23 protein-coding genes are annotated in these 17,870 nt (G+C 69.4%); 5 read left to right on the top strand and 18 right to left on the bottom strand.

Going from position 1 to position 17,870, the window contains the following annotated elements; genetic code table 11:
• The first annotated feature begins 153 nt into the window (after positions 1–153).
• Together OG251_RS15405 and OG251_RS15400 are read left to right on the top strand one after the other, a co-directional pair.
• Complete coding sequence (locus OG251_RS15405) at positions 154–1,104, top strand: helix-turn-helix transcriptional regulator (RefSeq protein WP_326677716.1); 951 nt, start codon at positions 154–156, stop codon at positions 1,102–1,104.
• A 307-nt stretch (positions 1,105–1,411) separates the two neighbouring features.
• Positions 1,412–1,651: a helix-turn-helix domain-containing protein gene (locus OG251_RS15400; protein ID WP_326677715.1), complete on the top strand. Its 240-nt coding sequence runs from the start codon at positions 1,412–1,414 to the stop codon at positions 1,649–1,651.
• A gap of 137 nt (positions 1,652–1,788) precedes the next feature.
• Here the strand turns inward: OG251_RS15400 and OG251_RS15395 are convergent, their stop codons facing one another.
• Both OG251_RS15395 and OG251_RS15390 read right to left on the bottom strand, forming a co-directional pair.
• The gene (locus OG251_RS15395; protein WP_326677714.1) at positions 1,789–2,082 is read right to left on the bottom strand and encodes a hypothetical protein; all 294 of its coding nucleotides are present in this window, start codon (positions 2,080–2,082) and stop codon (positions 1,789–1,791) included.
• A 315-nt stretch (positions 2,083–2,397) separates the two neighbouring features.
• Positions 2,398–2,652, bottom strand: coding sequence for a hypothetical protein (locus tag OG251_RS15390; protein WP_326677713.1), 255 nt, complete (start codon positions 2,650–2,652; stop codon positions 2,398–2,400).
• Between the two features lie 190 nt (positions 2,653–2,842).
• Between OG251_RS15390 and OG251_RS15385 the strand changes: the two genes are divergently transcribed.
• Positions 2,843–4,078, top strand: a complete 1,236-nt coding sequence (locus OG251_RS15385; RefSeq protein ID WP_326677712.1) for a helix-turn-helix domain-containing protein — start codon at positions 2,843–2,845, stop codon at positions 4,076–4,078.
• Here OG251_RS15385 and OG251_RS15380 read toward each other — a convergent pair.
• The gene (locus OG251_RS15380; RefSeq protein ID WP_326677711.1) at positions 4,059–4,721 is read right to left on the bottom strand and encodes an HAD family hydrolase; all 663 of its coding nucleotides are present in this window, start codon (positions 4,719–4,721) and stop codon (positions 4,059–4,061) included. The two genes, OG251_RS15385 and OG251_RS15380, sit on opposite strands and share 20 nt — an antisense overlap.
• 94 nt (positions 4,722–4,815) lie before the next feature.
• On the opposite strand from OG251_RS15380, the gene OG251_RS15375 reads away from it, so the two are divergent.
• Positions 4,816–5,025 carry a hypothetical protein gene (locus OG251_RS15375; RefSeq protein ID WP_326677710.1) on the top strand — a complete coding sequence of 70 codons (210 nt, stop codon included), beginning with the start codon at positions 4,816–4,818 and terminating at the stop codon, positions 5,023–5,025.
• Positions 5,026–5,082: 57 nt separating this feature from the next.
• Here OG251_RS15375 and OG251_RS15370 read toward each other — a convergent pair whose 3' ends face one another.
• Positions 5,083–5,400, bottom strand: a complete 318-nt coding sequence (locus tag OG251_RS15370) for a hypothetical protein (RefSeq protein WP_442818336.1) — start codon at positions 5,398–5,400, stop codon at positions 5,083–5,085.
• Positions 5,401–5,415: 15 nt separating this feature from the next.
• On the opposite strand from OG251_RS15370, the gene OG251_RS15365 reads away from it, so the two are divergent.
• A complete protein-coding gene (locus OG251_RS15365) occupies positions 5,416–5,724 on the top strand; it encodes a tetratricopeptide repeat protein (protein WP_326677709.1) in 309 nt (102 codons plus the stop codon).
• Here OG251_RS15365 and cutA read toward each other — a convergent pair.
• The 14 genes from cutA to OG251_RS15295 form a co-directional block, all read right to left on the bottom strand.
• Positions 5,721–6,041, bottom strand: coding sequence for a divalent-cation tolerance protein CutA (cutA, locus tag OG251_RS15360; RefSeq protein WP_326677708.1), 321 nt, complete (start codon positions 6,039–6,041; stop codon positions 5,721–5,723). The genes OG251_RS15365 and cutA overlap by 4 nt on opposite strands.
• A 1,044-nt stretch (positions 6,042–7,085) precedes the next feature.
• The gene (locus OG251_RS15355; RefSeq protein ID WP_326677707.1) at positions 7,086–7,379 is read right to left on the bottom strand and encodes a hypothetical protein; all 294 of its coding nucleotides are present in this window, start codon (positions 7,377–7,379) and stop codon (positions 7,086–7,088) included.
• A 19-nt stretch (positions 7,380–7,398) separates the two neighbouring features.
• On the bottom strand, positions 7,399–7,632 hold the full coding sequence (locus OG251_RS15350) for a hypothetical protein (RefSeq protein ID WP_326677706.1): 234 nt from the start codon (positions 7,630–7,632) through the stop codon (positions 7,399–7,401).
• Between the two features lie 33 nt (positions 7,633–7,665).
• Positions 7,666–8,547, bottom strand: coding sequence for a peptidoglycan-binding protein (locus OG251_RS15345; RefSeq protein ID WP_326677705.1), 882 nt, complete (start codon positions 8,545–8,547; stop codon positions 7,666–7,668).
• 93 nt (positions 8,548–8,640) lie between these two features.
• Positions 8,641–8,868, bottom strand: a complete 228-nt coding sequence (locus OG251_RS15340) for a hypothetical protein (RefSeq protein ID WP_326677704.1) — start codon at positions 8,866–8,868, stop codon at positions 8,641–8,643.
• Positions 8,869–8,961: 93 nt separating this feature from the next.
• The gene (locus OG251_RS15335) at positions 8,962–9,210 is read right to left on the bottom strand and encodes a hypothetical protein (RefSeq protein WP_326677703.1); all 249 of its coding nucleotides are present in this window, start codon (positions 9,208–9,210) and stop codon (positions 8,962–8,964) included.
• Between the two features lie 13 nt (positions 9,211–9,223).
• Positions 9,224–9,664, bottom strand: coding sequence for a hypothetical protein (locus OG251_RS15330; RefSeq protein ID WP_326677702.1), 441 nt, complete (start codon positions 9,662–9,664; stop codon positions 9,224–9,226).
• Between the two features lie 12 nt (positions 9,665–9,676).
• A complete protein-coding gene (locus tag OG251_RS15325; RefSeq protein ID WP_326677701.1) occupies positions 9,677–12,409 on the bottom strand; it encodes a hypothetical protein in 2,733 nt (910 codons plus the stop codon).
• Positions 12,406–15,189 (bottom strand): phage tail protein, encoded by a 2,784-nt coding sequence (locus OG251_RS15320; RefSeq protein ID WP_326677700.1) that lies wholly within the window; start codon positions 15,187–15,189, stop codon positions 12,406–12,408. Before OG251_RS15320 ends, OG251_RS15325 begins: the two co-directional genes overlap by 4 nt.
• A gap of 154 nt (positions 15,190–15,343) precedes the next feature.
• Positions 15,344–15,754 (bottom strand): hypothetical protein, encoded by a 411-nt coding sequence (locus tag OG251_RS15315; RefSeq protein ID WP_326677699.1) that lies wholly within the window; start codon positions 15,752–15,754, stop codon positions 15,344–15,346.
• A gap of 9 nt (positions 15,755–15,763) precedes the next feature.
• Complete coding sequence (locus OG251_RS15310) at positions 15,764–16,273, bottom strand: hypothetical protein (RefSeq protein WP_326677698.1); 510 nt, start codon at positions 16,271–16,273, stop codon at positions 15,764–15,766.
• Positions 16,273–16,674: a hypothetical protein gene (locus tag OG251_RS15305; protein WP_326681274.1), complete on the bottom strand. Its 402-nt coding sequence runs from the start codon at positions 16,672–16,674 to the stop codon at positions 16,273–16,275. The genes OG251_RS15310 and OG251_RS15305 overlap by 1 nt, the downstream gene beginning before the upstream one ends.
• 13 nt (positions 16,675–16,687) lie before the next feature.
• A complete protein-coding gene (locus tag OG251_RS15300; protein WP_326677697.1) occupies positions 16,688–17,422 on the bottom strand; it encodes a hypothetical protein in 735 nt (244 codons plus the stop codon).
• A 3-nt stretch (positions 17,423–17,425) separates the two neighbouring features.
• Positions 17,426–17,869: a hypothetical protein gene (locus OG251_RS15295; protein WP_326677696.1), complete on the bottom strand. Its 444-nt coding sequence runs from the start codon at positions 17,867–17,869 to the stop codon at positions 17,426–17,428.
• Position 17,870 lies beyond the last annotated feature (1 nt).

Here is a 17,870-nt window from a genome sequence, read left to right as displayed (position 1 = left end):
TGAATTCCCTCCATGGAAACCCTTCGATTCGAACGCCCGTACGAGTGAGCGTCACTGACCGTAGGTTCGCATGGTGATCCTGTTAATGAAAGGGGTTACGGTGTGCCAGAAACGGCACGTGCGGTATCTAGTACAACTTTGAAGGGGCAACAAATGCCGGACCTGCCAGACCTCCCGCTCTCCTCGGGAGACCGAGAAACGTACCGAGCGGTCGCGTCTGACGGCGCACCCCTGGACGGTCACGACACGGCACGCCTGGTTGGCCTCGGGCTGATCGCGCCGAACCCCGACGAGCCCGGCCGTTTCCTTGCCCGTGACCCCCGGGCCGCCGCACAGCAGGTGCTGGCACAGGCCCAGGCCGCGATCACCCAGGCCGTCGCGTGCATGGCCGAAGTGTCAGCCGTGGAGGGTCTGGCTCCGGCGTACGATCAGCACCGCTGGTACTCCGGGCCTGTCAGTGAGCTGCTCCAGACGCGCGACGAGATGAACGCCCGGATACAGCAGGCACTGCGGACGGCTTCCTCGGAGATGTGGACGGCGCAGCCCGGTGCCCCCGTCGACCGCGACCCGGAGGTCCAGCGCACCGGGATGGAACGCGTCTTGGACCTGCGGAATCGCGGCGTCTTGGTCAGGTCTCTCTACAACGTGGCGGTGCGTGACCACGCAGCGACCAGCGGGCACCTGGCTGCGGCGGTGGAGGCCGGGGCTGAGGTGGCCACCCTGGAAGAAGTTTTCCCGCGGCTGGTCATCATCGACGGCGTCCACTTGTTCATCGACAACTGTGTTCTGCCCGGGGATCGGGATGCAGGGTGGCACGTCACGGACCGCGCGACCGTCGCCTGGGCGCACATGCTGTACCAGCAGCTCTGGGCGCGCGGCACTCGGTGGCAGGAGGGGGACGCGTCCAGCGGCATGCTGACCGAGCGCCAGAAGGCCATCCTGCGGGCGCTGGAGGAAGGCGAGGCGCAACACCGCGTCGGGCCGCGGCTCGGCCTGTCTGAGCGAACCGTGACGAAAGAGCTGGCAACCGCGCGGGCGGCCGTGGGGGCGCAGACGGTGTACCAGCTGATGGCCTGGTGGGGTCGTCGGCAGGCGGAGGGGTAGTCACTCCTCCGCTACCGCTGCCGCCACTTCTTCGGGGGTGGCGGCTCTCGCGTATCGGGACGGCACGGACCACTCCGGCCCCGGCGTGAGTGGCTCGAGAACCATGCCCTCAGCGTCCCTCTCGATGAGCCGGCCGACTCTGTCGGATCGCGTGTCCACCATCACTCGCTGACTGGTTCGCGCACGCCAACAGCGATCCGTGGTCACCGTGCTTCGCCTCCTGACACCGGACCTACAGCGTGCTTGATCAACGGTTTTATGGTCAACAGTAAAGACAAATGATCATGGAGCCCGCGACCGTGGGCAGGTGCACCACCAGCCGACACCACCGGAGCGTGTCCTTGCGCGCCGCCGGGCCGTCGGTGACCGCATCCGCGCGGCGCGGCTCTACGCGAACCTCACCCAAGAAGCCGTTGGGATCCGTGCCGACGTCGGCCTTGCCTCGTACAACCGCATCGAGCAAGGCCACGCCAGCCCGCGCCTGGACACCCTCATCCGCATCGCTGACGCGATCGGTGTCCCGCTCGCTGACCTCGTCCGCGAGTAGCCCGGCCGGTCACCGGAGTCCGTGCCGGTTCGGGTCGTGGCAGCCACCTTTCGTGGTGCCGCATCCGGAGCAGCCCTGCCCGCCTTCGTCGTTCGCGGTCGGGGCGGGAAGCGTCGCGCTGGTCATCGTGGTTCCGTTCAGGTGGTGTGGCAGAAGCAGGCGCAGTCGGGGCGCCGGCAGTGGTCGTGGCCGTCGGCGAGGTGGGGTTGCTGGGCGGCGCGGCAGTGGGCGCTGTGCGTGTCGCCGCGGAGCTGCTCGGCCAGGCCCAGCACGTCATCGAGCCGGGCCCCGGAAGCTGCGGCCTCGGCCAGCTCGGTGTTCGTGATCGGTTCGCCGTGCCACAGGAGGGTGACCCCGTGTTCGGGGCAGCAGGCCATGTCCTCGGTCTCGATGGGGAAGTCGTGGACGCCTCCGCGGTGGTGACACTTCACTCGTCGTCCCTCCCCGCGCCGGCTGGGGTGTTCGGCCATTCCCTGTGCTCGCTGGGAGCACGCCAGTCGTAGTGAGGACCCGTGTGGCCAGGCGGCTGGGTGCACCGGGCGAACGTGCCGGGGCGCTCCGCCCAGCAGTACCCGTACCCGATGGGCGTGTTCATCGGCGTGCTTCCCGCCAGGCGCGGCCGAGCCGTATGAACGTCCCGCAGAACGCTCCCGTACGGCAGGTGGCACACGCGAGGGTGTGCCCGAGGTACGCCAGATACGCAAGCTCCGGGGGCGGGACTGCGGTCCGCTGCTGCGTCGATGCCATCACCGGGCTGCCCTCCGTCCCGAGCACGCCAGGGCGTCGACGCATTCACGGGGGAACCAGGAGTACGCGGCACCGGTGGCGGGGGTGACGCGCTGCTCGCCGAGGTCGACACCCAGGTCGGTGCCGAGCGGCGACCGGCACCACACGCAATGCCAACCGCGCTGCTGCTGCTCGGTGAGATCGTTCACCGCCGGGAGGGGCATGGTCGCGGCCACCTCGGGGGGCACCGTCGATGGCACTACAGGCGTCGTCACGGTCAGCTCCTCGGGGGGCGGTGCCAAGTGGGTCCGCCCAGCGTCGACCCGTAACAGCGGCAATTCGAGGACTTCCAGAGGACTCTTAGGGGCCTAGATAAGGACTTTCATACCGCTGACCGGGTGAGTACTGGTCTGGTACGGGACTTGCTGTGACACTGGCCTGAGTACCCATCACGGAGGTGGCCGCGTGTCCCAAGCCGGGAGCAACACCAGACTCAAGGCAGCCCGCCTGACTGCGGGCTACCACTCGCAACAGGCCCTGGCGACCGCCCTCGGAGTCGGTGTGCGGCAGGTGAGGCGGTGGGAGTCGGAGGCGCCGCCATGGCCGCACCCGGACCTCCAGCAGGCTCTCACGCGCGTGCTCGGCCAAGACCTCGTATCGCTGGGATTCACCCCTCCCCACGGACGGGACCGCGGGCCGGACCCCGTGCGCCGGCAGCTGGTCGGGGCGACGGTCGCGGCCGTCGGCCTCGCCGCCGTACCTCTGCAATCCGCCACCGCCATGCAACCCGCTTCGGTTGCCCTCGACTTCGAGGCCGTGACGCGCTCACACCGGCGCTTGTACTGGTCGGTGGCTCCGGCCACCCTGCACCCGGCGGCCATTGCGCACGCCACTCTCGGCTGCGCGCTGCTCCCCGAGGCAGCCGGTCAGACCCGGCGCGCCGTCGCCGCCGCACTCGCGGAGACCTACCTTCTCGCCGGTCGGATCGAGTTCTTCGACCTGAGGGACCCGGACCGTGCGGCGGCCACATGGCTCCGGGCGCTCCAAGCGGCAGGCGAAGCCGACGACCCACTCCTCGGAGCCGCCGTGCTCGGCCACACTGCCTTCATCCCCGGCTGGTCCGGCGACCGGGAAGCAGCAACCGAGAGGCTCGTCGCAGCCCGCACCTACGCCCGGCGAGGACCTGCACCCGCGCTGCTCATGGCGTGGCTGGACGCTGTCGAGGCCGAATGCGAGACCCGGTCCGGGCGCACTCGGACCGCACTGCACCTGATCGGCCACGCCGAGGACCTCCTCGCCAGCGAGCGAGAGGAAGCCGTTCCCGAGTGGCTCGACTGGTTCTCACCCGTCCGCCTCGCCGCTTTCAAGGGCAACACGCAGCTGCTCGCCGGGCACCTGCCCCAAGCACGCACCACTCTCCTCGGAGTCCTTGAAGACTTGGCGCCGGCGGAGGAGAAGCAACGGTCGGTGATCCTCGGTGATCTGGCCGCCGTAGAGGTCGCCGCAGGTGCCCCCGAAGCGGCCTGCGAGCATGCTCTGCAAGCCCTCGACCAACTGGAGCGCACCTGGTACGCCACCGGCATGGAACGAATCCGGGACGTCCGGCGATCTCTGGCCCCGCACCAGCACAAGCCATGCGTCCGCCACCTGGACGACCGGCTGTACGGCTGGTCAACGACCGTCAGCGCACTCGCTCGTTGAACTTCGCGATCCGCTCCGGAAGTTCGGCGAGGGACTCGATACGGAACGTCGGCAGGTCCCTGGCCTCAGCGGTGTTCCACTGAATGGTGCCCCAGGGCCCGCGGCGGATGAGTGCGGTACGCATGCCTGCGGCGTCTCCCGGCCGGAGATCGTTGTCGACGCGGTCCCCCACGTAGAGGATCTCGTCTGGTTCGGCTGGGACAACGGCGGCGACGCGGACGAAGAACTCTGGGTCGGGCTTCGATGCGCCCCAGTCGTCCGAGGTGCCGATCAGGTCGACGTCGCGGGTGAAGAGGCCACGCAGGATGTTGCCGGCGCGAACGGTCTGGTTGCCTGCGATACCGAGCCACAGCCCGTCGGCCCGCAGCTGGGCAAGGGTCGGCCGGACGTCGTCGTACAGGTCGGACTCGTCGAAGTGCTCGGGCTGGCCGGCGGCGGCTCGGGCGTCACGTTGCTCGTACAGGTCGAAGCCGGGCTGGAACTCCTGGAACACGTCCCTGTAGTCACGGCCTTGCGCGATCACGGCGCCGAACATGGCAGCGAACGTATGCCGTGGAATGCCCAACCAGTCGGCCCAGGTGCCGTACTCCCTGGTCTCGTCCACCAGGCACTCACCGACGTCGAAAACGACTGCGCGAATCATGTGGCGATCGTAGAACGGGTGAAGATGGCCCTGCTGACTGGGCTGCGGCCAGGCCGGTGCGGGGTCCGGCCCGACGCGGCGTACGATCCGGCCCGTGGCGAATATCGAACTCACCGACGACCTGATCGCACTGGAGCGCGCGGCCTGGGCCGAGCAGCAGGAAGGCCGCCTCACCGTGGCAACCGCTGCCGCCGTACAGCAGGCCATTGCCGACCACGCGCAGGCCACCGGGCAGGACCGGTACAAGGTCGAGGCCGCCCTGAAGCGCCTGGTCCGGCACCCTGAGCCCCCAGCCGACGCCTGACCCCGGACGCACGAAAGAGCCCCTCCCGCACGTGGCGGGAAGGGCACGAACCATCGGCTACACGGCGCCGGAGGCAGGCTGGTACTCGACGGTCTCCTGCCCGCACGACTCTGCGAGCACGGACAGTGCCGCTACTTCCGGTGCGTCTGCGGTCAGGCTCCAGCGGAGCTTGGTCGAGACCCAATCTGCGGCGTATGTACAGCGGGCGTCGGCCAGCGGCGGCAGCCAGCTCGACGGGTCCTGGTCGCTCTTGGACCGGTTCGTCTTCGCGGTTACGGCCACCAGGCTGCGGTCGGCTCCCAAGCCGCCCGCGACGCTCTGGACGGCGCTGACGAGGGTGAGCCCCAGCCAGACTGGGCCGCATGGGTCGATCACACCGAGCTGGACATCATGACTGGCCGGTGCTGGACCGAGCTCGGGCGACCGCTCCGAGCCGTCCCGGTCCTGGCCGATGCTCTCGGCAGGTACCCCGACGACCACGCACGCGACAAGAGCCTCTACCTCTCCTGGCTCGCCGACGCCTACTTCACTGCCAGCGAGATCGAGCAGGCAGCGGAGACCGTAGACCGCGCCCTCGCCCTCGCGCACGGCATCGCGTCCACCCGGCCACGGCAGCGGATCGCCCCACTGCTCGACCGGCTACGCCCCCATGCTCAGATCGGCGTCGTCCGGGACGTACTGGAGCGGGCAACCACCTAGGACGTTACCGAGTCGCTGATCCAGTTCAGACAGCGTTGCGCGCCTGCGACGATCGGAACAGCGCATACCTCCGGGCTGTCCCACGGGTGGTGGTCCAAGAGATATGCCTCCAGCTCCGGGTACCGGTCCATCGTCGTCTTGAGCAGGAGTTGCCACTCCTCGCCCTCGCCCTGCTTGCCCAAGTGCCAGAACACGCCAGTGACCGGGCCGATGATCTGGGCGCCGGCGGCGAGCCGTTGCTGCACGGCTGGCGATGCAAGGTCAACTGCCTGCTGCCGCGTTTCGGTGGCCGTGGATACCTGCACGTAGTCAGTCATGACCGGGAGCCTAGGCCGACACTGCCCCCGGAACGCACGAAAGGCCCCCTCCGCCCGAAGGCGAAGGGGGCAACCCCGCAGTGCGGGGACCATTCCATGAAGATCGGCCCTGCGGGCGCGACGTCGGGGCCATCCCCGCGACGCAGGGAACAGGGGCGCCTCTCCATCCGCGGGTACGCGTACCGAGGGCCATCCCCGCGCGTGCGTACGGGGACCACTGGGCAACGCTGTCTTCGTTCGGGTTGTACGCGGGGCCATCCCCGCTTCTGCGGGGACCACTCTCCCACGGCCCTGTACGGGTCGGCTCGGACGGGACCATCCCCGCATCTGCGGGGACCACAGTTCCTGACCTGCTGCTTTACGCACCCAGACCACAAGAACCGCTGACCTTGATGCTTCGGATCCTACCGGCGACGGTCATACCGCCGCAGGCTCACGGGTACTTCCGGCGGCTGGGATCCAGCGCGGCCGACGACGGTGACGTACTCGGGGCAGGCGGCGCCCCGTCACGGCGACACACCAGCGCATCCGGATCAGAAAGCGGCGGCTGAAGGCTGTACCCGGCTGGGCAGGTCTGCCCGTCGCGGCCGTCCGCTCCGGCCTTGCCAGGTTCGCCAGCGGCGCCAGGCGGTCCACCTGGCCCGGTATCGCCCTTGGGCCCGGCTGGGCCGGTCACTGTCTGGCCGTCGGCGCCGGGGGCGCCGGTCGGGCCTGCCGATCCGGGAGAGCCGACACCGTCGTCCCCTGGTCGCCCGGTTGGTCCGGTCGGACCCACCGGCCCAGGTGGACCCGGCCGACCTGCCGGCCCCGTAGGCCCGGCCGCCCCTTCGCCAGGCTCACCGCGGCTGCCGGGCGGCCCTGCGATAGGTGATGCTCCGAGCCGCTCGACCTGCTGTGCCAGCTGGTCCCTGGCACGGTTCGCGTCCCGCAGGTCCGAGGCGAGGTCCTGCACGGTGAGGATCGCTGCACCGGCGAGCACAGCGCCGAGCAGGGTCAGTACGTTGCCGAGCCAGGGGCGGGCCCGGTCCGAGTGTCGCCGCCGCATTACGCTCCCGCCCCCTTCACAGTCATCGCGAGGTAGGGCAGCAGGGCAACCATCACGGTGATGACGGTGCCGATCATCCAGCGGCGCGTCGCGGTCAGCCGGTCGGCGTCCTTCTCCCGGTGCGTTTCCAACGCGGTGACACGGGTGTCCAGTTGCGTCTTCTCGATCGTGTAGACGTCGCGCGGGACGACGGCGTCGAGGCGTCCGTTCAGGGCTCCCATGTCCTCGCGCATGTCGTCGCGCAACGACTGGATGAGCCGCCCGAGTTCGCCGTTCGACGGCTCATCAGCCATAGGTCGTGCTCCGTTCAGGTCAGAGACTCAGGGCCGGTGTCGCCGGGTCCTTCGCCGCGGGCAGCGTGGACGCGGTGCCCTTCCGGCCGAGGCGCCCAGCCACCCACGACTTCGCGGAGGCGAGGACCAGGGCGGCCGGGGCCGCCCACCAGATCGGTATGTCGGCCAGCTCGGCAATGGCCACCCCGAGGGCGGCCTGCGCCCCGGTCCAGGCCGCGCGCTCGCCGAGGTCGAACAACAGCTGCTTCTTCAAGGGGTTCTCCTAGGTTGGGATGCTGGAGGGGTGTCAGACGTTGGGGACCTTGAGCCGGTCCCACGAGGCTTTGCCGGGGATGCCGTCGGCGCCGGCGCCGGAGTAGCCGAGCTTGCGCTGCCACGCGGCGTAGGACTTCTTGTCGGCGTCCGACCAGGCCGGTCCGGGACCGACCGTGTAACGGCCGCAGCCCTCCGCGACCAGCCGCTTGCCCATCGCGGTGATGATCGCGCTGCGCCTGCCTGCCTGGAAGAAAACGGCACCGGGGAACGGCTCGTACCTCGGCTTCGCGGTCGGCTTCGGCTTGGCCGGCGGAGGCTTCGGCGCATCGAGGCGCGCGCCGATCCGGGCGCGCATCGAGTCCATCTCGAAGCCGCGCGGGTCGACCTTGCCCGGCTGCCACTCCTTGTGCCCGATGACCGAGCGCTGTGACCAGTGGTGCGCCCGGCAGATTGCGGCGGACACCTTCTCGATCGCCAGCAGCTGGGCGGCGGGCCACGGGTCTTTGCCGTCGCCGAGGTTCTCGCACTCGAAGCCGTAGAAGTGCCGGTTGCCGTCGGTGCTGGCCTCGTTGTCGGAGGGCAGGGGTCTCTCGGCGATGACCGCCTGGAGGACGTCGTCGTCGCCGAGGCCCGCGTGGTTGGTGCGGCCGTGGCCGACCAGGTGCACGCGGCCGTCCTTGGCGATGACGCCGTGGCACAGCGGGCCCGGCAGGGCGCTGTGTCCGGCGCGGCAGAGCTCCACGGTGTGGGCGGTGCCCCGGGTGACGGTGTGGTGGATCATCACCCCGTTCACCGGTCCCCACGGCCCCTTGTGGTTGCGGTTGTGCGTACGCCAGTTGCCGACCTGGACGACGGTAAGACCTTCGTCCCTGAGCGCCTTGAGCAGCCGGTCGGCGGTGAGCGGTGTGGCCATGCGCAGGTCTCCAGACATGCGGAAAGCCCCGGCCGATGGCGCGGGGCTGGCAGGGGAGGCGCCCCCGCACGGCTTGTGCGGGGGCGCCGCTGGTCAGGCGCTGGTGACGTCCTGCGCGGTGATGGTCGCCGGTACCTGGAGCGCGGGAAGCGCCCCGCGTATACCGGCGATGGCGCCCTCCAGCAGGGCCTGCCGGTCAGCCGGACTCAGGTCGCCGTACGTCGGCTGACCGGGCTCGATGCTGATCGTGATCACAGCCTTGTGCTTGTCCGGGTCCGAGCCCGAGTAGGGGCGCAGGTCGGCGCTGACGGGAATGGACATGGTGATCTCCTTGTGGATTGCCTCGCCGGGATGGTGAGGAAACGAGAGGCGCCCCGGCCGCTGGCACGGGGCAGGCGTTGGCTTGGTGGGTAGCTACGGGGCGGGCCAGGTGCCGTCCGGTACGACGCACTTGTAGGTACGTGTGGCGCTGATGGAGGGGTCGGAGGGGTACTCCTCGCGGATACGGGCCAGAAGCAGGTCCACCGCTGCTTCGATGGCCGATCCGAGGAAGTCCATGTCCGCGCCGCCCAGCTCGAAGGGCAGGATCACCTGGACGGGAGTTTCGACGCTGCCGGACACGATCTGGTAGTTGATGCTGGTGGTGCCTGCGGGCACGGGCATGAGGTCCTCCAGGTCAGACGGGTTCGGTGATGGTGACGGCGAGCCGCGAGTAGGCAAAGAAACTCCCTGTCCCGCCAGCCCCGTTGATGACGCCTTCCATATTGAAGACGTGGTTGCCGGCGGCTGCGAGCGTGCCGCTCCAGAGCATGGCGACGGTGTCCCGGTCCAGGGTGTCCATCGCGTGGACGGCAAGACCGGACTGGGAGGAGCCGTTCACCGTGAGGCGGCCCACCATCAGGTTCGTGAGGTGGGCCGTGGTCACGTTGCAGTCGAACACCCCGGTCGCCGACCACGTGGCACCGGGCACCGTGGTCGGCACCGTCAGGGTGCATCCGGGGATGAGCTGGTACGTGGTGGTGGCGATGAGCGGACCGGTGGCCTCGGCGAGGTAGGCCCGTGGCTGCATCCGGTTGAGCTGGCCTTCTGTGATGATCTGGCCTGCGTAGATCGGCATCGGTTCCTCTTCCTAGAGTGCCGCGCGCATCGGGGCGGCCAGGCGCACACGAGTACCCGAGGCGTGAGGCTTGGTGATGCCGTTCACGCTGCGGACCACGGTGAATGTCTGGGACAGCGCTGTACCGAAGCAGGAGGTCACGCGCATGACCTCACCTCCGACGGTGATGTTGAACGGGAACATCGCGCTGAAGGCGGCCGAGTCGATCCACCGGTTCAGGCCCGTGCCGGTGACCACGTTGGCGGTGGTGGTGGTCGCGGTCATCGGCCCGTTGAGGGTGGTCCCGTCCGTGTCGGCCCGGCCCAGAACCGTGTCCCCCACGACCCCCACCGTCCACGGGCCGGCCGGTACGCAGTTCATCGTGATCGTCCAGCCGTGCTGGTCGAGGACCTCGGTGTATCCGCGGGCGTGCTGGTCGATCAGCCCTGGTGCCACCCACGCCGGCGGATTCGAGATCGTCAGCCGGTCCCCGATGTCCATGGCGAGGACCGCGGGGATCAGATGCGGCGCGGCATGCAGCCAGACACTGATGGTGGGATAGCGGGCCTCGTCCCAGGTCCCCAGGTGCATGCGCCAGTTCGCGATCCTCTGCGGTTGGTCGTCGCTGTACAGGGACAGCGTCTCGGACGTGTCGTACGGGCCTATCCCGGCCGGCGGCGGCTGCACGGACAGCGGCCCGGACTCCAGCACCGCGCGGGCCGACGAACCCCCGCTGCGAGTGATCGTGATGTCGTTTCTGGTCTGCTGATCGTCTTCCGTCGGCTCCAGCGGCGGCGGCACCTCACCCTCCGCCAGGTAGTCCAAGGGCAGGACGATGCGCTGGTTGTACAGCGAGGCCCGGTCCCGGTAGATGAGGCCCAGCCGGTCACGGTCCTCGTAGAGGATCCCGCCGTCGGTGGCCGCCGCTTCCTCCAGCAGATTCAGCAGAGTGTCCTGACGCTGCGGGCCCAGCCGCTCCGAGTTCGCGGCGGTGTCCCCGTCGATCCATCGGAGACTGACTTGCTTGGCCTCTTCGTTCGCGAGGCGCCGCATCCGGGCGAGGACCGTATCCCCGGAGAAGCCATGGTCCGCGCCTGTGTACGCGGCCGTCACCGCGGCGGGAAGGACAGCGATGTGCCCCACGCGCAAGTTCGTCACGAAGAAGGAGAAGTCCGTCTCGATCTGAGTGACGGCCCCCGTGGTCCCGCTGTACGTGCCTCCGATGCCCCCGGCTGCCCCGCCGATGTTGTACCAGTCGAGGCGCCACGTGACCGTGCCGCCGGTCGCGGACAGCCGGAAGTACAGCCGCTGCCACCCTTCATAGACATCGGCGCCGATCCCGACGGGCTGGTCCACGGTCAGGTCGCCCGCCGAGTTGTACCCCTGGATGCGGGCGACGCCCACGCTCTGGATGATGCGCCACCTGCGTACCGTGCCCGTCGCCCGCCAGGACAGGAAATCGCCGTCCGTCGACGGCGCACCGTCCACCGCGTACACCATGTGGACCGACCACTCGGTGGGTGTCACCGCCGGTACCGGCACCTTGCCGACCATCCGGCCCCCAGCAGCGACGGTGGGCAGGGCCCCGGATCCGGCGAGCGTGTCATCCTGCCCGAACCGCCACCCGGTCGTCGTCAGCGGGGCGACACCGTCGATCGGGCTGTACGCCTGCGTGGACCCGTCCTCGTCCTCGCACGGCCAGTACGCCAGTGGGGAGAACGCCGGGATCCTGCGGCGCAGGGTGGAGTCCAACGCCTTCTGGCCCTGGCTCATGCGTCGGGTGATCCCGGCCGCCTCGACCGGCACCCAGACGTCAGCGCCGGAGACATCCCACCGGGACGGCCACGCGCTGATCTCACCCGTGAACCGGTACTGCCGGTTCGTGACGGCCGCCGCTCCGGCCAGAGCCCATAGGCGGCCCGCGCTGTCCGTCCACCCGGTGGTCCCAGGGGCCAGAGGCCGGACGTCGAGGGACGCCACGATGGTGCCGCCGATTCCCGACCGGACCTCTGCCCGATGCACCCTCCCACTCAGCGGTGGAACTCCCGTGGCCGCGATCGGCGCCACCTCCAGCGGGGCGCTACCGGCGAAAATACTGGTTGCCGGAGTGCTCGTCAGAGGCGCCCCGATCACCGTCCACGGGCCGGCCATACTCGTCGCCCAGTACAGCGTCGCCGTGAACCCGGACGACCCGTTGTCGACATCCAGGGTCGCCCTGACAGCCGCACGGCGGGGCAGAGCAGGAAGAACCGCCGACGCGAACAACGACGCCGAACCGGCCGTCGACCAGTTCAGGAAAAGCACACCATCTGTCACCCGCAACAGGTACGACCGCTGGTTCGTCCCACTGATCCATTTCCCGATCAGGGCCTGACTGCCGGCCGCCTCCCAGTCGGCCGTCGCCTCCACCCGAATGTCGATGTCCCCCGTGATGTCGAGGGCCGCGACGTCCGGGGTCCGGGCGTATGCCGTGGTCGTGCCGTCCAGGGCGAGATACGACTCCGGGCCCGCGACCGATATCCGAATGGGGCTGTTGCGGCCGATGAGTCCGTAGTACGGACTCAGCGGGTTCCTCGGGCTGTACTTCCCGGACCGGTTGTTGAGGGTGAGGGAGCAGGTGGAGGGCTCCGAGCTGGACGCCTCGTCGGCGGACCCGCGGGTGATGGTGATCGGGGTGCGGGTGTAGACGTCCGTGGTGATGTCCGTCCACACCACGCCGATCATCAGCTCAATCCGCACGTCGAGCGGAGTCTGCGGGAACGTCATGCGGTCTGCTCCTTCCCGTAGCCGAACGCGCGCTGCACGCTGCCGCGTCCGTCCTTGCGGACGATCCCGCGAATCCAGCGCTTGCCCTCCTCTGGGCCGACGAACTCGATGCGCACGACCTGGGCGCCGCCAGCTGTCAGGAGCGGGGCGGCGGGGCGGGCCACCATCGGTCCGCCGGCCCCGGAGGGTGGTGGCGGTTTCACGCTGTCTGCCATGGCCTTGTCCAGCGGGGCCTGGCCGTCGGCCATGCCCACCATGATTCCGGCGGGGACCATGGCCCCGACCTGGTCCGCCATCAGTTGGCTCGGACTCTTGATCTTGAGGGACTTCTTGATGGCCTTCGTCATCGCCGTGGCAATGGTGGCCATCTGCTTCTCGATGGCCTTCTGCTGGGACTTGAGCCCCTTCACCAGGCCCTGGGCTGCCTGGATCCCGGCCCCGTACATCGCCGTGCCCGCCGTGGACCCGGCGGCGGTGGCCGCGCCGACGAGCTGGGCCTGGGTGGCGTTGATCTGGCTGATCTGACCCGCTGACGCGGTCGCCAGGGCAGCAGCGGCACCGGAGCCCTGTTCCGCCCCGGCCTGCGCGATCTGCGCGATCAGGTCGGACCTGATGCCCTTCGTGCGGAGCTTGGCCAGCTGGGCGGCGAACTGCTTGGCCTGCTGCATCTTCGCGGTCAGGGTCGCGAGGATGGACTGGGCGCTCACCGCGCCACCGGTCGCGCTGGCGGTGATGTTGGCGCTGTCCAGTACGCCCTTCCGTACGTCCGCGGCGAGTTTGTCGCGTGCCTTGATCTGGTCGCCGAGGGCTTTCGTCGCGGTCTTGATCCGGGCCGCGAGCTTGACTTCCTGGGTGGCGAGCCCGATCAGCTTCTTGGACCCGGCGCTGATCTTGCCGAGTGCGGTGGACCGGGCCTTGCCAGGGGCGAGGCTGCTGCGGACGATGTCCGCGAGTTTCGTTGAGGCCGCCTTGACCTGCTTGGTGCTGCCGGTCATGCCGACGACGAGCCCCTGTGCGATCCACCGGCCCTGGGCGGTGGTCACCTTGGAAGGGCTGGCGATCCCGAGGGCCTTCGCGATCGGGCCGGGAATCGCGCTCTTCGCGAACCCGATGAGCTTGGAGCGGATCCAGCCGCCCATGGCCTGGATGCCGTTCCAGAGACCTTGCACCACGGCCTGCCCCTTGGAGTAGAGCAGGTTCCCCAGCCCTGACACCGCTCCGTTGATGCGGCCCGGGAGCTTGGCCATGAAGTTGACGAGGCCGGTCACGATGGCGACGGCGCCGGACTTGATGCGGTCCCAGTGCCTCAGGAAGATGCTGGCGATGTTCCACTTGACGATGAAGTTGAGGATCGCCGAGGCGATGGCCTTGATCTTTCCCCAGATCCAGTCCCAGACCGCGGCCGTGACCGACTTGATGCGGTCCCAGTTCGCCACGATGAGGACGACGAGGCCGATCACGATGGCGATGACCCAGCCGATGGGACCCATCGCGATCAGCCACTGAGCGGCCATCACGACCGCCCACGCCACCGCCCGTGCCGCCATCATCGTGAACTGGATTGCGGCGGTGATCCCGGCCCTGACGACGGCGGCGATCCAGGTGCCGATCGAGACGAGGGCGCTGCCGACCCAGGCCGCCGAGGTGGTGGCCGCAGACACGACGGCAGCCCCGGCAATCCGCACGTAGACCATCAGGCCGACCGCCATCATGCGGGTCCATCCGGCAATCGCCCGGTAGGTCGCCGACGTCTGCACGTTCGTCGCCACTGTCGCGATCCCCGTGTACACGGAGTAGGCCAGCATGCCTGCTTTGACGGTCAGGAGGACCACGGCGAGTGCGGTGAGTACGGGGGTCGGAGTCGCGTTGACGATGCGGGCCAGACCGTTGGCGAGCATCGCCGTGGTGCCGAGCAGCGGCGACAGGGCTGACAGCAGGTTCACCGCGGCACTGCCGACGAGCGCCAGGGTGTCGGCGCCGGTCGACGCCGTGTCCAGGAACTTCGCGAAACCTGCGCTGTCCTTGAGCCCCGTGCCCCACGCTGCGAAACCGGCCGACATGTCGGCCAGGCCGCCCGTCATCCCGTCCGACACCGGAAGGAACGCGGACAGCAGACCGGCGAATCCGACACCGAGGTTCTTCACCGTGGCCAGGAAGTCCGTCAGCGCCGGGCCGGACGCGGCGGCCATCCCGTCGGCCCACTCCTTGAACCCCGCGGACTTCACGCCTACGGACACCTTGGCGAGGAACTGGCCGATCGCGCCGGCCGCCGACTGGACGAAGGGCGTCAGTACGGGGAGGAGGTCCCGCAGGATCTCGATTCCCTGCGTGAACACCGGCATCGTCGATGCGGACATCTCATCCGACCAGGCCGCGTACTCCGTCTTCAGGCCGATGAACGCGGCGGCCGAGTCGCGGGTGGCCGGGGTCATGCCCTCCAGCGACGCCAGGTATGCCTTCTGCGCGGCCAGGGCCTGCTCGCCGCCCACGGCTGCCGCGTCCTGGGCCGCGTCGTACAGGGTCCATGCCTCGGTGACCGACTCCACCTGGGGCCCGGCCGCCGTGGTGAACGCTTTGACCGCCAGTCCGGCCGCCGCGGCGCCGGCGGCGAGACCGGCGGCGGCGGTGACCGTCGCGGCGAGACCGGGAAGTGCGACACCGGCGCCCGCCAGCTTCGCCACCGCGCCTCCCACCTGCCCGAACTTTGCCCGCAGGGCTTCCAGTTCACGGCTTGCCCGGTCGCGCGCCACCAGGTTGAACACGAGAGAGGTGTCAGCCACGGGGCACCTCCTCTGTGTTCAGTTGGTCATGCGTCTTCGACGGCCTTCTCGTACTGGTCCAGCCAGTCCAGGGCCGCGTCGGTCTGCTCCACGGTCATCAGCTCCCACTCCCACGGCCTGATCTTCAGGAGGTGGGCGGCGTTGCCGAGTTGCGTCAGCCTGCGATCGGCAGCTGGACTTTTCCCGTGGCCTCGATGTCGTCGTAGGCGTCGGCCGCGTCCCGGTCGATCTGCTGCAGGGCCATCGCCAGCTCGTCGCCGTGCAGGGAGCCGAGGATGCTCTCGCGCATGGTCGCGTACTCCTGCCGGGAGTACTCCAGCGTCAGCTCGTCCCACCCGAAGTCGACGTCCTCGAACCGGGTCTTGGGGTGGTCGCGCCGCAGGTAGGTGAACAGCAGCGCGCGGCGGCAGAGGCTGTTGCCCTGGAGGACGTCCTGGGTGAACTGGGCGAAGTGCCTGCCGGTGCGGCGCTCGATGTCCTCCCTCTCCACGGACATGAGCTTCTTGGGTTCGTAGCGCCAGCGGGTCGGCTCGGACTCGCCCTCGCGGTGCAGGACCAGGAACATGGGTTTCTCCTATCGGCCGCGCGCCGCCAGGCGCCGGGCCATGTCTTCCATCGCTTCATGGACCGCGGCCATGTAGGCCGCGGAGTCGTTCTGAAAGGGCTCGTCGAACCACAGCCGCTTGCCCGTCTGGGTGCGCCACGGTTCGCGGCCGTAGGTGAGGGTCCGCCACCCGCCGGACCTCCGGTTCGTGCGCTTCGGAGCGTTCGCGAAGCCGCGCAGCCCTGGCGTCTTGAACGCCTTCACACGGGCGCCGGTCCACCTGCCGCCGAGCTTGACCTCGGGCCGGATCTTCTTGGCGATCCCGGCCCGCAGCCCCGCGCCCATGCCGGTGCCTGCTGAGGGCATAGCCATGATTCCCGACTTGGCCAGGGCCGCGCCGGGCCTCAGCGCGTCACGCATGTTCTTCGCGAGGTCCTTGCGCAGCGCCTTGCCGTCCTCCTCGCGGCGGATAGCCCGGACGAGAGAGTCCAAGCCTTCGGCGGTGACCTGGAGGTCGAACGGGGGGCCGCCGGCGGCCATCAGGCGACCGCGCGGACCACGGCCCCCGACGTCGGGTAGCCGACCGACACGGACGCCTCGTCACCCACGGACCCCTCGATGGGGTTCCACCCGTTGACCAGGATGCTGCCCGTCCACTCCGGATTGGAGGCCCCCTTGGGGGCGCTGTCCAGGCGGACCACGAAAGGAACCACCGTCCCGAGCAGGGGCCACATGATCGAGTCGATCTTCGTTGCGGCCACGTCCTGGAGCAGCTCCAAGTTCAACTCCCCCGACTTGAGGCCGCCGATCACCTCTTTCCACCCGAGGGAGGCGTAGGTGGTGATGTCTTTGTCCTCGACCTCGACCGTCACCTCCGCTTTGCGTGCGTAGCTGCTGAGGTCGTTTCCGCTGATGCTGACGAAGGCCGCCAGCAGAACCATCTTTGCCACGAGGTCACCTGATTCCGAGAGAGACAGCGAACATGAAGCTGGGCGTCGTCCCGGTGATGTCCCAGGCGACGCGGTAATGGGTGTCCGTGATGGCCAGCCCGTCAGTGCGGGCGATCTGCCCGCCGGGGGCGGTGGCCGCGGCGAACGCGGCGCGGGTGACGGGGGTGCCGAATCCGACGCTGTCGTCCGACTCGATGCGGGCCGTGATCGACGGGGTGGTTCCGGCGGCGGACAGAACGTGGAGTGCGGCGTACAGCCGTTTCCCCGCGGGCACCGTGCCTAGGTTGAGCGCCGTCCCTGCGCCGGTCGCGGCGCGGGCGATGCCGGGCGGATGGGCGATCTGCCCCCGCACCAGCGGCCAGGAGCTCTTGACGGTGCCCGACCACGGGGCGACCTCGCCGACGGCGTCGCCCACCTTGTAGTCGGTGCGCAGCCCGTACACGAGGTAGGCCAGGGCGCCCACGACGGAGTCGGTGGGGCAGACCGTGTAGGGGCCGGTGCCGCCGAGCTCGGACCAGCTGGCGTCGTCGACCTTCGACGGGTCGCCCGCTTCCCACTGCCCTTCACCGGCGATCTCGGCTGATCCGAGCCCGCCGATCACTTCCTTCCAGCCCTGGCTGCGGTAGTTGGTGACGTCTTTGTCTTCGATCTCGCTGCTGAGTTCGACCTTGTTGCTGGCACCGCTGAGGTCGGCGCCGGGGGCGAACAGTCGGGTGTCCAGGAGCACGAACTTGGGCACGGGTCAGTCCCCCTTTCCGATGATCTTGAGGATGAGTTCGGCGCCGATGTACTGGGCGCCCTGGTGCTCGTACCAGCGGTAGCCCTGGACCCGCATCACCTGCAGGTCGTCGGCCGCACCGCCGAGCGCGGCATGCCCGGGTCCGCCGCGGGCGGCCTCGATCGCCTGCTTGAGGGAGGCCGGGCCGGACCCGGAGAGCAGACCGTCCAGGATCCGTTGGGCTGCCTCGTCGTCGGCCAGGCCGACGAGGACGCGGCATGTGAGCTCGGCGGAGTCGAGGCCGCGGCGCATCGTCCGGTCGAACTCCACGCTGTACTCGCCGGTGAAGAAGTGGGGTTCGGTCACCGCGTCCGGGGTGTATCCGGTGCAGGTGAGCTTGGCGGCGACGGGCAGCACCACGGCGGAGGCGGCCTCGGCGACCGCCGCGCGTACGGCGGACATCTGCATG

It is taken from the genome of Streptomyces sp. NBC_01237, from assembly GCF_035917275.1.
In the GTDB taxonomy this organism is placed as follows: Bacteria; Actinomycetota; Actinomycetes; order Streptomycetales; family Streptomycetaceae; genus Streptomyces.
The sequence above is the reverse complement of the archived record's forward strand: the minus strand, read 5'-3'. Positions and strand labels throughout refer to the sequence as shown.